The 15112-nt window shown below is 71.5% G+C and carries 16 protein-coding genes; 4 read left to right on the top strand and 12 right to left on the bottom strand.

Annotated features, from left to right (window positions below; all coding sequences use genetic code 11):
- Window positions 1–2 precede the first annotated feature (2 nt).
- Window positions 3–509, bottom strand: a complete 507-nt coding sequence (locus IF29_RS0136570; RefSeq protein WP_030264955.1) for a polyketide cyclase — start codon at window positions 507–509, stop codon at window positions 3–5.
- Window positions 510–589: 80 nt separating this feature from the next.
- Window positions 590–1243, bottom strand: a complete 654-nt coding sequence (locus IF29_RS0136565) for a class I SAM-dependent methyltransferase (protein WP_051726503.1) — start codon at window positions 1241–1243, stop codon at window positions 590–592.
- A gap of 128 nt (window positions 1244–1371) precedes the next feature.
- Here IF29_RS0136565 and IF29_RS0136560 point away from each other — a divergent pair, with 128 nt between their 5' ends.
- Window positions 1372–2286 (top strand): trypsin-like serine peptidase, encoded by a 915-nt coding sequence (locus IF29_RS0136560; RefSeq protein ID WP_157624109.1) that lies wholly within the window; start codon window positions 1372–1374, stop codon window positions 2284–2286.
- Between the two features lie 19 nt (window positions 2287–2305).
- On the opposite strand, the gene IF29_RS0136555 is transcribed toward IF29_RS0136560, so the two are convergent.
- Together IF29_RS0136555 and IF29_RS0136550 are read right to left on the bottom strand one after the other, a co-directional pair.
- A complete protein-coding gene (locus tag IF29_RS0136555) occupies window positions 2306–3055 on the bottom strand; it encodes a class I SAM-dependent methyltransferase (RefSeq protein WP_198037657.1) in 750 nt (249 codons plus the stop codon).
- Between the two features lie 94 nt (window positions 3056–3149).
- The gene (locus tag IF29_RS0136550) at window positions 3150–3989 is read right to left on the bottom strand and encodes an SDR family oxidoreductase (protein ID WP_030264938.1); all 840 of its coding nucleotides are present in this window, start codon (window positions 3987–3989) and stop codon (window positions 3150–3152) included.
- A gap of 91 nt (window positions 3990–4080) precedes the next feature.
- On the opposite strand from IF29_RS0136550, the gene IF29_RS0136545 reads away from it, so the two are divergent.
- Complete coding sequence (locus IF29_RS0136545) at window positions 4081–4452, top strand: winged helix-turn-helix transcriptional regulator (RefSeq protein ID WP_030264934.1); 372 nt, start codon at window positions 4081–4083, stop codon at window positions 4450–4452.
- Window positions 4453–4584: 132 nt separating this feature from the next.
- A complete protein-coding gene (locus IF29_RS46525) occupies window positions 4585–4833 on the top strand; it encodes a hypothetical protein (protein WP_157624108.1) in 249 nt (82 codons plus the stop codon).
- 111 nt (window positions 4834–4944) lie between these two features.
- On the opposite strand, the gene IF29_RS0136535 is transcribed toward IF29_RS46525, so the two are convergent.
- From IF29_RS0136535 to IF29_RS0136515, 5 genes are all read right to left on the bottom strand, one after another.
- Complete coding sequence (locus IF29_RS0136535) at window positions 4945–5793, bottom strand: alpha/beta fold hydrolase (protein WP_030264931.1); 849 nt, start codon at window positions 5791–5793, stop codon at window positions 4945–4947.
- 173 nt (window positions 5794–5966) lie between these two features.
- Window positions 5967–7463 (bottom strand): MFS transporter, encoded by a 1497-nt coding sequence (locus IF29_RS0136530; RefSeq protein WP_030264928.1) that lies wholly within the window; start codon window positions 7461–7463, stop codon window positions 5967–5969.
- Window positions 7460–8269, bottom strand: coding sequence for an alpha/beta fold hydrolase (locus IF29_RS0136525; RefSeq protein WP_232242762.1), 810 nt, complete (start codon window positions 8267–8269; stop codon window positions 7460–7462). Before IF29_RS0136525 ends, IF29_RS0136530 begins: the two co-directional genes overlap by 4 nt.
- Window positions 8270–8316: 47 nt before the next feature.
- Window positions 8317–8775 (bottom strand): cupin domain-containing protein, encoded by a 459-nt coding sequence (locus IF29_RS0136520; protein WP_030264922.1) that lies wholly within the window; start codon window positions 8773–8775, stop codon window positions 8317–8319.
- Between the two features lie 129 nt (window positions 8776–8904).
- On the bottom strand, window positions 8905–11607 hold the full coding sequence (locus IF29_RS0136515; protein WP_232242759.1) for a helix-turn-helix transcriptional regulator: 2703 nt from the start codon (window positions 11605–11607) through the stop codon (window positions 8905–8907).
- Window positions 11608–11798: 191 nt separating this feature from the next.
- Here IF29_RS0136515 and IF29_RS0136510 point away from each other — a divergent pair, with 191 nt between their 5' ends.
- Complete coding sequence (locus tag IF29_RS0136510; RefSeq protein WP_030264917.1) at window positions 11799–12482, top strand: alpha/beta fold hydrolase; 684 nt, start codon at window positions 11799–11801, stop codon at window positions 12480–12482.
- Between the two features lie 69 nt (window positions 12483–12551).
- Here the strand turns inward: IF29_RS0136510 and IF29_RS0136505 are convergent, their stop codons facing one another.
- The 3 genes from IF29_RS0136505 to IF29_RS0136495 form a co-directional block, all read right to left on the bottom strand.
- Window positions 12552–13475 (bottom strand): alpha/beta hydrolase, encoded by a 924-nt coding sequence (locus IF29_RS0136505; protein WP_037598018.1) that lies wholly within the window; start codon window positions 13473–13475, stop codon window positions 12552–12554.
- 36 nt (window positions 13476–13511) lie between these two features.
- Window positions 13512–14546 (bottom strand): alcohol dehydrogenase catalytic domain-containing protein, encoded by a 1035-nt coding sequence (locus tag IF29_RS0136500; RefSeq protein ID WP_030264911.1) that lies wholly within the window; start codon window positions 14544–14546, stop codon window positions 13512–13514.
- 98 nt (window positions 14547–14644) lie between these two features.
- Window positions 14645–14965, bottom strand: a complete 321-nt coding sequence (locus IF29_RS0136495; protein ID WP_030264909.1) for a carboxymuconolactone decarboxylase family protein — start codon at window positions 14963–14965, stop codon at window positions 14645–14647.
- Window positions 14966–15112: the final 147 nt, after the last annotated feature.

Genomic DNA, 15112 nt, shown 5'->3' with positions numbered 1-15112 from the left:
CGCTACCGGGGGGCTTCGGGGAGATCGGCGAGCCGCTTCAGATTCAGCAGCTGGCGGCGGGCCATGACCAGGTCGCCCAGCGACAGCCCGACCGCCACCAGCGGGTTGACCTGCATGACGACCTTGAGCAGCAGCCGCGTCCGATCCGGCGACTCCGGGACCAGCACGTAGGACAGGTAGCCGCCCATGATCCGTCCCGTCAGCTGCACTCCCTGCTCGACCGCCATGATGCGGCCCCGCTTCCGGCCGGCGGCCGTCGTGAACGCCTCCCCGACCTGCGGCTCCGACAGCTCCACCAGCCTCTGCGGCGACCGCCGGAAGCCGTTGTCGATCCAGTCGTAGGCGTACGGAGCGACTCTGATCTGCGTGACCCACGGCCACACCCGCTCAGCCGGCGCCTCGATCGTCACCCCACGCCACGCACGCAGTGCCGGCCGATCCACGAACCGGTCGCACGGGTACTCCCGCGCGACCTCCTCCTCGCGGACGCCCCATCGGTCACCGATCACCTGGCCATCCTCCCCCCCCGGCTCAGCCGCACCGACAGACCCCCGGCCTCAACCCGCAGGAGGCGATCCGGACTTCGCGCTCAGCCAGGTGCGTCGGGCGAGTCCTGCGCCTGGAGTACCAGAGAACTCCACCGGACCCCGTCCCGGCCGTGGAGATCGGAACGCTCGCTGCTCAGGACCGTCCGCAGGCCGTGTGCTGCACCCAGTTCGACCGTCTCGGCAGCGGACACCTCGAACATGTGGCGACCATCGGGGACCGGGCCGTGGCGGAGGTTGACGAAGAACCGGCCGCCGGGCACCAGCAAGGCGGCGATCCTGGCCATCGCCTGCCCGCGTTCCTCCGCGTCCAGATGCATCCACACCGCAGTGGCGAAGACCGCGTCGAAGCGCCCCGGGCACTGGCGAAGCGTCAGGGCGGGAAGAACGTCGTCAACCCATTCGATCGCGGCGCCGGAATGGATGCGATGTCCGTGCACCCGCAGTTCCGCCGTCGGCTCGACCGCCACGACGTTGTGGCCCAGGGCCGCCAACGCGGCCGCATCGCGCCCCGTGCCCGCGCCGACGTCGAGGATCCGCGCGGGCCCGGTGGGCACCAGGCTCAGCACGTCGCGGTGGACCTCGCCGAAAGTGACCTCCTCGTACTGGACCGCCAGCAGGTCCGCCGCCCGGGCGTACCCGGCGGTTCCCCGGGCCCGGACGGTGCCGGCCGCGCCGGCGCTCAATCGATCACTCATGGCCGAAGACTACCGACCTGCGGATTACTGGTCCCTGATGCACGTTCGGTTGGGCCGTGCGGGTGGCGCTCGGTCGACATGTCGGTTTTGACTGGGGCGCTGACACGACGGACTGCTTGTGTTGGGCGATGTCGATGTTCCACCTGCCCGGACGGGCGAGGCTCCGACGCGGGACGCTCGCCGCGGCTGTCGTCGCGGCTGCCGCCGCCCTTCTCGCTGCTGCTCCCGTGCCGGACTGCGGTGCTGCCCAACCGGTGTCCGTCACCGCCGATGCGCAGGCGCCCGTCGGCGGGCCCTCGTCGGTGCCCCACCTGCGTCCGGCCGGGAAGCCGTTCCGAGTGGCGGGGCGGGCCCCGGCGCTGCACGACGCGGTGTCCAGCGGAGCGCAGGCGGGGCCCGACCCCAGGATCGGCCTGCTGTACTACAAGGACTCGGACGGCGACGAGTCGATCTGTACCGCGACCACCGTGCCCAGCCGCCGTCACAACCTGATCGTCACCGCGGGCCACTGCCTGATGGACCGTGGCTCGTTGCGGTACTTCACCGGCTTCGTGTTCATCCCCGCCTACCGCAAGGGCCAGAAGTTCGCCTACGGCGCCTTCAAGGGCCGCCGGGCCTGGGTCAACCACGGCTGGGGGGAGAGCGGGGACTACCGGGACGACTTCGGGTTCGTGGAGCTGGACCCCGACGCGCACGGACACCAGGTCGGCAACGTGGTGGGGGAGTACGGCATGGAGGCCAACCAGGGTTACCTCAACCCGCGAACCGTATGGGGCTACGAGGGTCTCAACGGTCCGGACGAGTGCTTCGGCGACACCCGGCTCTTCCTCCCGCCGCCCGACGACCGCATCCGCATGGACTGCCGGGGCTACATCAAGGGGTCCAGCGGCGGCCCGTGGTTCGACGAGTACAGCCGGTCCGTGCCCAAGGGCTGGGTCGACGGAGTGATCAGCACGTGGCCCAGCCCGAAGGACCACAACGGCATCCTCTCGCCCTACTTCGGCGACTCGATCGTGACCCTGTACGAGTACGTCGACCAGTGAGGGCGCGCCGTCCGCGGGCTCAGGCCAGGCGGGGGATGCGGAAGGAGTGGGTCAGGTAGGCCATCTCCACCTGGTCGCGGTCGGCCAGGTCGGGGTGGTTCGCCAGCAGGGTGCGGACCTCGGCCAGCAGAGCGGTGCGCTCCGGCTCCGGCAGGACGATCACGTAGCTGCGGGACTCGACCAGTTCGACGACCTGAGCCGGGGTCATGGCGACGGTCCACTCGTGGGTGCGGCGCTCGACCGGTCCGAACAGGTCGGGACGGGCGGCGAAGCCGTCCACGCCGACGCCGGTGGTGGGTACGCCACCGGCCGAGTCCAGCAGCCGACCCAGCTCGGCGACCCAGGGGCGGCGCTCGTCGCGGTCGTTCCACACCAGGCCGACCGTCCCGCCCGGGCGCAGCACCCGGGCGGCCTCGGGGACGGCCCGGTCGGTGTCGACCCAGTGCCACGCCTGGGCCACCAGCAGCGCGTCCGCACTCGCGTCCGGCAGCGGCAGCGACTCCGCCGAGCCGGCCAGCGCGCGGGCCTGGGGCACCGCGTGGACCAACTGCTCACGCATGCCCTCCGAGGGCTCCACCGCGGTGACCTCGAAGCCGCGCCCGACCAGTGCACGGGTGAGCTTGCCGGTGCCCGCGCCCAGGTCGACGACATGCTCGGGCGCGTCGGGCAGCAGCCAGGAAAGAGCCTCCGCCGGATACTCCGGCCGACTCCGTTCGTAGGCGGCGGCTGCGGCACCGAAGGACGCGGCGTGGGCGGTACGGTCGATCAAGGCGGACTCCGTTCACCAAGGGCTCGGCAGACGCGGCGCAGTCAGGAGCGCCAGGCCCTCGCACACCTTACCCATGGGGGCGGGCTGGCCGGTCTCAGCGGAATGCGGCGGTGTTGCGGGCGGCCCAGGCGGCGAACGGGTGCGGGGCGCGGCCGAGGATCCGTTGGACGTCCGGGCTGATGCGCAGCTCGGCGGGGTTCGGGGAGCCGAGGATGGTCAAGGTGTCCTCGGCGAGTTCGGCCGGCATGCTGCGGGCCATGGCGGCCTTGGCTTCGTCGCGGGTGAGGTCGTGGAACTGCACCGGCGAGCCCAGTGCGGCGCTGATGGCCTCTGCCTGCTGGCGCGGTGTGATCACCTGAGGGCCGGTCAGCTCGTATGTGCCGCCTGCGTGCCGGTCCTCCAGCAGGCACGCCGCCGCGGCCTCGGCGATGTCCACCGGGTCGATGATCGGCACCCCGACATCGCCGAAGGGCGCGGCGACGAGACGCTGGGTGCGGACGGACTCGGCCCACCACAGTGCGTTGGAGGCGAAGCCGCCGGGCCGCAGGATGGCCCATTCCAGGCTGGACTCCCGCAGCGCGTCCTCCACGGCGCGCACCGCGATCCGGGTTGCGCCGAACGGCCTGGTTGCCACGCCCTGCGTGGAGAGCAGGACGACCCGGCGGACCCCGGCGGCCTCGGCCTGGCCGATGATGTCGGCCGGGCGGGCCGTAGCGGCGTGCAGGTCGCCGGACAGCAGCAGGAACAGCGCCTTCGCCCCGGCCAACGCGGGCTCCAGGCCGGTCGGCACGGTCAGGTCGGCCGCCATGTGCCGGACTCCGTCGGGCAGTTGGGCCGCATGGCGTGACACCGCCGTCACCTGCTGACCCCCTTCGGCCAGCGCCAGCGTCAACGGCCGGCCGACATTCCCGGTAGCCCCGGTCACCACGATCATGAGCAGCTCCTTGTCTCAGGTCCTCTGTGGTCCTCACGCTAGGAGCCGGGCTTACTTCCAGTAAGGACGTACCCAGAGGTAAGCTCCTCACATGTCGGGAGGCGTGCAGCCCACACGGGCCGAGGTGGACAAGCGGTATGACGTGTTTCACACCGACTGCCCGGCCCGCGATGTGGTCGACCATGTCACCAGCAGATGGGGCGTCTGGGTGTTGATCTCCTTGCGGAGCAACAGTCTTCGGTTCTACGAGCTGCGCGAGAGCATCCAGGGGATCAGCGAGAAGATGCTCGCCCAGACCCTGCGCGCGCTGGTCCAGGACGGCCTGGTCTGGCGCCAGGTCGAACCGACGACCCCGCCCCAGGTCACCTACGGGCTGACCGAGTTCGGTGGGGACGTGGGCGAGCCGCTGTCGGAGCTGTTCGACCGCATCACGCGGCGCCTGGCGCCGAGCGATACGGGGTGACGGCGGCCGTGGGCATCGCCGGCGCGGTCGGGAACCTCCCCGCAGGGCGCCGAACTGTCCACGAGGAAACCACCATCGGCTTAGGCGAAAACCTGCCTTGCCCCGGGGCCGGCGCGAGCACAACCTGGGCCCATGGGGGACACCAGTGAGGCACCCTGGGACGCCCGACCCTGCGAGCGGACCTGCCAGGGCTGCCGTGCCACCGGACCGGACGTCCGACGACCCCGCTTCCCGGACGCTCCGATGCGCCTGTGCCGAGCCTGCCTGGAGCAGCTGCCGCCGCAGCCGCCACGCGAGTTCGGCGATCCCAACCGGATCGACTGGGCACAGGTGCTGCGATTGCTCCGGGCCGGCGCGGGCTACGCCCGACTGGCCGAGTAGCTCCGTCAGTCGCTGGTCGCACGCGGCTACGTGCCTCTGATCCGGAAGTCCGGTCCCGGCCGGGGGAGTGCCCCGGTCCGTGCTGCTGGACCGGGGCGCCTGTCGCTGGTGTCAGCTGACCGCCTCGGCGGCGTCCACGATGAGGCCGGCGACGGTCTTGGGGTGGCTGAGCATGGCGACGTGGGACGAGGTCGGTACTTCGACGATCTTGCGCGCGTTGGCGCGGGCGTACATCCAGCGTTCGCAGGCCGGCGGGATGGCTTTGTCGCGGCCGGCGACCAGTCCCCACACCGGGATGGTCTTCCAGGCGGCGGCGGTGGTGGGGTAGGTGAAGGAGGCGGCGTCGAAGGGGCGTTGGGTGGCCTGGAGGACCTGGAAGGCGGTGGTGGAGATGTCGGCGGCGAAGGCCGCCTGGCCGTCCTTGCTGAGGTACAGGTCGGTGCCGGTGGTGCCGTCGGCCTTGGTGTAGGGGACCGGGACGCTGACCGGCAGGACCTCGCTGCCGGGGAACTTGTTGATGAGGTCCCCTTGGGTCTCGCCGACGTCGGGCACGAACGCCGAGATGTAGACCAGTGCTTTGACGTTGGCCTTGCCGGCGGCGGCGTTGGTGGTGACCGTGCCGCCCATGGAGTGGGCGACCAGCACGACCGGTCCGCTGATGGAGTTCAGCAGGCTGGCGATGTAGGGGGCGTCGGTCGGAATGCCGCGCAGCGGGTTGGAGCCGCAGATCGTGGTGTAGCCCTTGCACTGCAGTTCCGCGATGGTGGCGTTCCAGCAGGACGAGTCGGCGTAGCCGCCGTGCACCAACACGATCGTGGGCTTCACCTTGGACTCTCCCTTGCCGCTACCGGTCGGGGCCGCGGCGGCGGCCGTTCCCCCGGAGCCGGCCACCAGTGCCGCCGACCCGGCCAGCGCCGCTCCGGCGGCCAGTACCTGACGACGGGAAACTTCTGTACTCATGGGGCTCCTCGCGCATGGTGGGTAAGAGAAGGCCGGACGGAGAGTGCGCCGATCGTGAACGGCCCGGCTCGATCCGTCTGGCGTGCCACCGATAGTAGGAGCAGCACTTTTGCAGCGGCTTCAGTAATTTGACCTAGACTCCGCGGCCCGCGGTGGGGATCCTTGACGGGCCGTCAGGCTGCCGCGGCGCCCCGTACACCGGGCGTGCTGGGGGCGCTGACCGCCGGGGGGACGGGATCGGTCGGGAAGCGGGTGGCGACCCGGGTGGCGGTGGCGGTGGCGCGGCGGGTGGTGATCGCCAGGCCCGTCGCTGCGATCAGCAGTCCGCTGGCGGCCAGGATCCACCAGCCCGGGTGGCTGGCGGCGGCGAGCCCCGCGTGGCCCGCACCCGCGGTGCGGGCGGCGACGATCGAGCCCAGGACGGCCACGCCGAGGTTGTTGCCGACCTGGCGGCCGGTGGTGGTGATCGCGGCGGACACCCCGGCCTGGGCGCGGGGCATGCCGGCCACGGCGGAGCTGGTGATCGGGGCGTTGACCAGGCCGAAGCCGATGCCCAGCAGGACGTAGGCGGTGAGCAGGACCGCCCACGGCGTGGTTGCGGTGAGCCCGGTCAGAGTGAGCGTGGCGGCGGTGATCAGCAGGCCTGCGGCCACCAGCGGCAGCCGTGGCCCGCGGGTGGCGGTCAGGCGCCCGGACAGCGGGGAGGCGAGCGCGATGCCGGCCGCCATGGGGACGGTCAGCAGGCCCGCGTGCAGGGCGCTGCAGCCTCGTACCTGCTGCAGGTACAGGGTGTTGAGGAACAGGAAGCCGGACAGCACGACGAATGCGGTGACGGCGACGAGGAAGGAGCCGGTGAACGGGACCGAGCGGAAGAACGCCGGGTCGATCAGCGGCTGTTCGCGCCGGCGTTCGTAGCCGGGCAGCGCTGTGGCGGCGACCCCGGCCAGGAGGAACAGGCCGATGATGGGGGCGCTGCCGTAGCCTTGGCGCGAGCCCTCGATGATCGCGAAGATCAGCGAACCCAGGACGGTGACGACCAGCAACTGGCCGACCGGGTCCGGACGTCGTGGCGCTGCGGCTCGGGATTCGGGGACGATCACGGCGGCGAGTGCCAGGGCGGCCAGGCCGATCGGGATGTTGATCCAGAAGATCGAGCGCCAGCCGGCTGAGGCGACCAGCAGGCCGCCGACCACCGGTCCTGCGGCCAGGGACAGGCCGACGGTGGTGCCCCAGAGTCCGATGGCTCGGGCGCGTTCGCGGGGATCGGGGAAGGCGTGGGTGATGATCGACAGGGCGACGGGGTTGAGCATGCTGGCGCCCAGGCCCTGGACGATGCGGAAGGCGATCAGCCAGCCCAGGGAGGGGGCCAGGGAGCAGGCCAGCGAGCCGGTGGTGAACAGGGCCAGTCCGGTCTGGAAGACCCGGCGCCGTCCGATCCGGTCGGCGGTGGATCCGGCGAGGAGCATGAAGGCGGCTACCGCGAGGGTGTAGCCGTCGACGGTCCACTGCAGCCCGCTGACGGGGGCGCGCAGGTCGCGGCCGACGGCTGGGAGGGCGACGTTGACGGCGGTGGTGTCCAGGGCGGTGATCAGCAGGCTCAGGCAGCACACTGCCAGGACGAACTCCGCCCGCCGACGGTCGCCGTCGTTCGGGCTCGGGTGGGTGGTCATCGGCCGGCGAGGACGGAGGCGTCGGTACCGGCGCTGTCCCGGATCGCGTGGATGACCTGGTCGGGGGTCTCCAGCTGCGGGGAGTGGCCGGTCTCGGGGAGGAGCTGGAACCGGGCCGTGGGGATCGCGGCGGCGTAGGCGTGCCCGTAGTGGGTGTCGACGATTCCGTCGCTCTCGCCCCACAGCACCAGGGTGGGGATCTCCAGGGATGCGAGGCGCCCGGCGAGGGTGGGGTCGGTCATGGCGGTGCCCGCGTAGGCGGCGATGGCGGCCCGGTTGCCCGCGGCGACGGCCTGCGCGGCGGGGGGCAGGGTGGTGGGGTCGATGCGGAACGGCGCTGGGTTGTGGAAGCTGAGCTGGAAGACCTGATCCATGGTCAGGGAGAAGAAGTCGGCGACGGGGTGGCCGGGGACCTCGATGCCGACGGCGTCGATCAGGACGATGCCGCTGACCCGCGGCGACTTCAGCAGTGCGATCTCGGCGGTGATCCAGCCGCCGATCGAGTTGCCGATGACGGTGACATCGGCCAGGTCCAGCTGGTCGAGCAGCGCGCCGTAGAGTGCGGCCAGGCCGGCGACGGAGTCCAGGGCCTCGGGCCGCTCGGTACCGCCGAAGCCGGGGTGGGTCGGGACGAGTACGCGCACGCCGTGGGCGGCGGCGAACTTCTCGGCGAAGCCGGTGACCGACTGCGGGCCGGCGCCGCCGTGCAGCAGCAGGAACGGCTGCCCGGACCCGAAGTCGGCGACGGACACCTCGACCGGGTCGGTGCCGGCGAGCGGGACGGTGTACAGCGTGGTGGTGTTCACGATGTTCTCCTCGGTCATTGCTGCGGGCGGTCTGGAGGTACGTGCGGTCAGGCGAAGTCGGTGGCCGGCTCGGTGGCGTAGCGGCTCATCGCCTCGACGGTCGACTCGGGGGTGAGCGGTCGGCCGCCGGCGATCATGTCGCCCAGGTCCCGGAAGTAGTTGACGTACAGGTCCGGGGTGAAGGTGTTGAGCAGCACCGTGACGCCGTCGGTCGGGTTGGCGAAGGTGTGCGGGGCGCCGGGCGGGATCATGACCAGCGTTCCGGCGGGGGCGTCGTAGTCGGTCTCGCCGACGGTGAACCGGGCCGCGCCGGAGACGACGTAGAAGCCCTCGTCGTGCCGTGCGTGCCGGTGCTGCGGCGGTCCGTCGGTGTGCGGGGCGAGAGTGATCTCCCCGATGCCCAGGCGGTGGTTGGTGGTGCTGCCGTCCTCCAGGATCCGCATCACGGTCGGGCCGAGCTGGATCGACTCACCGGCGTCCGGGCCGGTCACGGATACGTCTGTCATGTGAACCTCCAGAAGAGAGAGCCACCGTTGTGAGGGTTGGCTCTCATGAATATAGGCGGCCCACCACCTTCATGCAAGCCGACTCTCATAACGAGAAGACGTATTCCTTGACTGGCGCTAGGAGCAGACTCAGGCTCTCGTCGGGGGTGGCAACTCGCCGAGCGCGTCCCGGAGTGCCGCTCGCGAACTGATGCCGAGCTTGGGGAACAGGTGGTACAGGTGGGAGCTCACCGTGCGGGGGGAGAGGTACAGCCGTTCGCCGATCTGCTTGTTCGTCAGGCCGGCGGCGGCCAGCGCGGCGATCTCGCGCTCCTGCGGGGTCAGCGGGGCGGCCGGCCCGGAGGCCGGGTGGGCGGCGGGTGCCCCGCTCGCGCGGAGCTCGGCGCGCACCCGCGCCGCCCAAGGGGAGGCGCCGAGTCGCTCGAAGGTGTCGAGGGCGATCGTCAGCTGGTGCCGGGCCGCTGAGGCGGACTTGGCCCGGCGAAGTCGTTCGGCGTAGGCAAGTCGGATCCGCGCCTGTGCGAACGGCCAACGGCTCGCTCCCGGGATCGCCAGCGCGGTGTCGAACGCCTCGCGGAACGAGGCGGCGGACGCGGTCATCCCGGTCGCACCGGCCGCGATCAGGGCGAGCCGGGGTGAGAGGTCGGCGACTCCTGACCGATGGATGTCGGCGACATGCGCTCGCGCCTCCGCCATCCGCCCGGCTCTGACGGCCGCCTCGACGAGGTCGAGCAGGACCCACAGTGCCGCGGGCTTGTAGCCGGGCACTGTCACGGGCGAGCAGATCTCGACCGCGTGACGGTAGGCGGTCTCGAACTCCCCGCTGCTCAGCGCGTCGACGGCCTTCGCATGGGCGGCCAGTTGGAGCACGAAGCCGATGCGGTTCGGCGCCCCCCAGGCCACCAGGCCGTCGGCAAGACGACGGACGGTCTCGCGATCACCGCGGGCGGCAGCGACCATCGCCCGGTCGTACTGCAGGAATCCGCCGAGCAGTCGGTAGTCGTGCCGGATCGTGAAGGTGAGCCCCTCGTCGACCAGTTGGAGCACACCGTCCCAGTCGCCGCTGAGTACACCGTCGAACCCCAGGAGCGCGAACGCCTTGATCGCCGACGCGACCGCGCCGCCGCTGCGGCCGTGCTCGATCACCCGCCACAGCGCGCTGCGGCATCCGGCGATCCGGTCCACGTACATCGCCGCGATGCCCAGCCGCACGGCGTGGGCGTGATCGGCCTGCTCGCCGATGCCGGCGATGGCCTCGTCGAGCGGTCGGAGCGAGGGCCCCGCCCGTCGCGCGGGCTCCAGGAACGTGTTGCCGAGCAGGGCCAGGGCCTCCGGGAGCTCGAGATCGAGCCGATCGAGGGCGGCCCAGTAGTCGTCCACCAACTCGGTGCGGGACCCGAAGGAGCAGTTCGCCTGCAGGACGTAGACGATCTCGCTGAGCGGTGCGTCCCACGCCGCGTTCGACCGGCCGACCTTGCGCAGCGCGCCGAGCAGCAGCCGGTGGATGGTGTCGATGTCACCCCCGCTGTTCACCATGTAGGCCGCGGCGGCGACGGCGGTGGCCACCGAAGGGCCCTGCCCGCCGCTTTCGGCGACGAGCGCCCGCGGGTCGGTGAGATCCCCGGTGACATCGGCGCCGAGGTAGGTCGCGAACATGGCGCGGCGGTGATGGTCGTCGGGTTCAGGGCTCAGCTCGGCCGCGCGAAGCAGTAGGCCGATGGCACCGACCGGGTCGCCGCGCCCCTTCGTCCTCAGCGCGGCCTCCTCCAGCAGCTGCGCGATCCGCTCGTCCGGCCCAGAGGCAGCCTCCGCGAGATGCCAGGCCCGCCGCTCGGAGCCGTCCGGATGCCGTCCGGCCAGCTGCCGATGGGCCTCGCGCCGTTCCTCCTCGGTCGACAGCTCGACGACCGCGGAACGGGTGAGCGGATGCCGGAACTGGACACCGCGGGTGACCGGATGAATGCGTATCAGCCGGGCACGCTCGGCCGGTTCCAGCTCACCGGCGAAGATCGACGGGAACAGCTCGCCGGTCCCGTCGAGCGCCGCGAGCAGCAGTTGGGTACGCGTCTCGGCCGGGAGCGCGTCGATCCGCCGGGCGAAGGTCAGCTTCAGCCGTCGGCCGACCGGCGTGCGGCCCAGCGGAGGCTCGGCGGCGGGGCCGACGTGCGCCGGAAGCTCGATCAGCGCCAGCGGGTTGCCCTGGGCCTCGGTGAGCACCTGTCGGGCGGCCCGGGGCGGCAGCTCGGGGAACGCCTCGGTGAGGAGTACCGCTGCGGCGTCGTCGTCCAGCGGTCCGATGGCGATCTCGGCGAGTCCGGCGTCCTCGAACACACTGCCCTCACCGGTGCGCACGACTCCGAGCAGGCCGATGGTCGTGGCGCCGAGCCGCCGAGCGAGGATGCCGAACAGGGTGGCGCTCGCCCGGTCGAGCCACTGCAGGTCGTCGACCACCAGCAACAGCGCGGCCCGGTCGGCGGCGGCGGAGAGCAGAGAGAGCAGCGCGTTGGTCAGCGCGAGCCGGTCGGGCGCGGGCCCCTCCGCGAGGCCCACGGCGACGCCGATCGCGCGTCGGGAGTCGGGCGGGAGCACGGCCAGCTCGGCGGCCAGCGGAGCGACCAGCTGGTGGAGCCCCGCGAAGCTCACCTCGGCCTCGAACTCGACGCCGGACGCACGCAGGACCCGTATGCCGAGTTCCGCGGCGTGGGAGGTCGCGGCGTCGAGGAGCGACGTCTTGCCCATGCCCGCCTCGCCGACGACGAGCAGTGAGCCGCCGTCCGCCTCCACGGTGTCGATGAAGCCGTGCAGCACGCCCAGCTCGCGCGCACGCCCCACGAGACCTCTGTTCGACACACTCGACCCCCGACCCGGCACGCTCAGACTCTACTGGGCCGGGCGGCCGTCGACTCCGGCGCGAAGGACCTGCTTCGGACCAGCGGCCCACCGAGGACAGTCATCTGACGGATTCGCCGCGTCCAGCACGTCCGTAGGTTCGCTCTCGTCCACCAGATCTGGAAGGAGACGCCATGAGCGCAACCATCGTTCTCGTCCACGGCGGTTTTGTCGACGGTGCCGGATGGCGCGGAGTCTACGACGCGCTGACGACCGACGGCTTCGACGTGCGGATCGTGCAGAACCCGACGAAGTCGCTCGCCGACGATGTCGCCGTCACCCGTGACGTGCTCGACGGTGCCACCGGCCCGGTCGTGCTCGTCGGCCACTCGTACGGGGGCGCAGTGATCACCGAGGCCGGCAACCACGACAAGGTCGGGGCGCTCGTCTACGTCACGGCGTTCGCCCCCGACCAGGGCGAGTCGGTCAACACGCTTCTGGGCATGTTCCCGACCGACGGGCCGCAGCCGCCCATCCTGCCGCCGGTCAACGGCTACCTCTTCCTGGACCGCGCCAGGTTCTCCGACTCGTTCGCCGCCGACGTCCCCGCGCAGGAGGCGGCGTTCATGGCCGACTCGCAGGTGCCGTGGGGGTTGGACGCGCTCGGCGGCACGGTGACCAAGGCCGCCTGGCACGCGAAGCCCAGCTGGTACCTGCACGTCACCGACGACCGGATGATCCCGCCCGCCGCGCAGGAGTCGATGGCGCAGCGCATCGGCGCCACCGTCGCCGAGACACCCGGTAGCCATGCGATCTACGTGTCGCAGCCGGGAGTCGTCGCCGACCTGATCAAGAAGGCTGCGGCCACGCTCGCATGACCGCGGGTGCCGCCCGGACACCCCGGGCGGCACTCCACCGCACGCCGCCACCGTCTGCCGCCGGGTGGTTCAGAGGTGCTTGGCGAAGAACTCGGTGAGCTTGGCGGCGACCTGCGGGACGTACTCCGGGTTCCAGTACAGGTCGATGTGGGAGGCGCCGTCGAGGACGTGGAGTTCCTTGGGCTCCTTCGCCTTCGCGACCGCGTCCTGGCTGTAGTACAGGGTGTCGGCCTCGGAGCCGGCGATCAGCAGCAGCGGGCGCGGGGAGATCAGCTCGATCCCCTCGAAGGGGAAGAACGCCATCTGCTGGCTGAGGCTGGACAGGGCGAACGTGCCCATGAAGCGGGGGTTCGGGTCGATCTCCGAGTAGTACCTGTAGCCCTCCTGGTACATCATCGGGATCGTCGACAGGTCGTTCATGTCGAACCGGGGGTTGTCGGCGATCAGGGAGAACATCTCGACCTCGCCGCCGGCCGCTTCCCGGGTGCGGGCCGCGCCCGAGCGCTCCAGCAGGCTGGTGCGGTACTCCGCGGTCTGCGCCCCCAGCGGGCCGACGCCGTCACGGCGCGCGGCACCGATGTTGAAGGTGCTCACGCCCGCCACGGCCTTGATCCGCAGTTCGGTCTGCGACACATTGACCGTGTAGCCGCCGCCCGCGCAGATGCCCAGGGCGCCGATGCGCTCGGGGTCCACGTCCGGGTGGTTGCTCAGGAAGTCCACCGCGCGGCGGATGTCCTCCGTGCGCGCCGAGGGGAACTCGGAGAAGTGCGGCTCGCCGCCGCTCTCACCCTGGTACGAGGCGTCGAACACCAGGGTGACGAAGCCCTGCGCGGACAGCAGCTTCGCGTAGGTGGTGGAGACCTGCTCCTTGACCGCACCGAACGGGTGCGTGATCACGATCGCCGGGTACCGGGTGCCCTGCTCGAAGCCGTCCGGCTGGAACAGGTCGCCGACAACCGTGTTGCCCTTGTTCTGGAAGGTGATGCGTTCCATTGTCTTTCCTTGCCGTGCGGAGTGTGAAGTGCGGGGTCAGGGGCGGATGAGGACCTTGAGGGCCTCGCGGTCGTTCATCAGCCGGTAGCCCTCGGCGGCGTCGTCCAGGGCCACGGTGCGGTCGAAGACCCGGCCGGGGTGGATCTCGCCGTTCAGGATGTGCGGCAGCAGTTCGTCGATGTAGGCGCGGGCGGGCGCTACGCCGCCGGTGAGGGTGATGTTGCGCATGAACTCGGGGAAACCGAACGGCACCTCGGGGTACTGCGGGGCGCCGACCCGGCTGATGGTGCCGCCGTCGCGGACCACGCCGGCCGACTGGACCAGGGCCTCCTTGAGGCCGACGCACTCCAGCACCCGCTCGGTGCCGGTGCCCCCGGTCAGCTCGCGCACGGCGGCGACGCCGTCCTGGCCGCGTGCGGCGACCACGTCGGTGGCGCCGAACTCCCGCCCGAGGTCGGTGCGCTGGGTGTGACGGCCCATCAGGATGATGCGTTCGGCGCCGAGCAGCTTGGAGGCGATGACCGCGGACAGGCCCACCGCGCCGTCGCCGATGACGGTGACGCTGTCGCCGGCCGTCACCCCGGCGGTGCGGGCGGCGTGGTAGCCGGTGCACAGCACGTCGGAGAGGGTGAGCAGGTCGGGCAGCAGTTCGGAGTCCTCGCCGACGGGGAGCTTGACCAGGGTGCCGTCGGCCCACGGGATGCGGGCGGCTTCGCCCTGGCCGCCGTCGACTCCGCCGACGCCCCACTGGCCCGCGTGGACGCAGGAGGTGGTCAGGCCGCGGCGGCAGTTCTCGCAGGTGCCGTCCGAGTAGGTGAACGGGACCACGACCAGGTCGCCCGCCTTGACGGTCCGCACCTCGGCGCCGGTGTCCTCGACCACGCCGATGAACTCGTGGCCCATGTGGCGGGGGTTGTCGGTCAGCGGCGCGGACTTGTAGGGCCACAGGTCGCTGCCGCAGACGCAGCCGGCGACGATGCGGATGACCGCGTCGGTGGGCTGCTGGATCTTGGGGTCTGCGACGTCCTCGACGCGGACGTCGCCGGCCTGGTAGAGCAGTGTTGCGCGCATGGTGCCTGTCCTCGGGTGGGTTCTGGGTGGTCGGCGGGTGGGGGCTCGGGGTGCCGGTGGCGTGTCGCCGACGGATCTGCTCGGCGGCGGTGGCCGCCTCACTCCTCGGTGATGGCCTTCAGCTGGGTCATCGCGGACATCGCGTTGGGCCATCCGGCGTAGAAGGCCAGCTGTGTGATCGCGGCCACCAGCTCGTCCTTGCCCAGGCCGTTGGACAGGGCCAGGCGCAGGTGGGAGTTGAGCTGTTCGGGGCGGTGCAGCGCGGTCAGGGCGGCGACCGTGACCAGGCTGCGGTCCCGCGGTGACAGGCCGGGGTCGGCCCAGACCTGGCCGAAGAGCACCTCGTCGGTCAGCCGCACCAGCTCGGGCGCGGTGTCGCCGAGCAGTTGCCGGGCGCGGGTCGGGGCTTGGTCGCTCATGGGTCGGTGCCTTCGTCTCGGGGTGGTGACCGTCGAAGGGCACGGGCCTTCGCGCGGTGCCGGACGGTGGAGCGGATCGGTGATCTGCTCCTTGTCTAAACCGTGCCCGCCGCGGCGGCCACGCGGCAGGGCGGGCTTTTCCCGGGA

Origin of the sequence: Streptacidiphilus jeojiense (assembly GCF_000719095.1) — a bacterium.
Taxonomy (GTDB): Bacteria; Actinomycetota; Actinomycetes; order Streptomycetales; family Streptomycetaceae; genus Streptacidiphilus; species Streptacidiphilus jeojiensis.
Note: the sequence above shows the minus strand (reverse complement) of the source record. Positions and strands in the feature narration are given on the sequence as shown.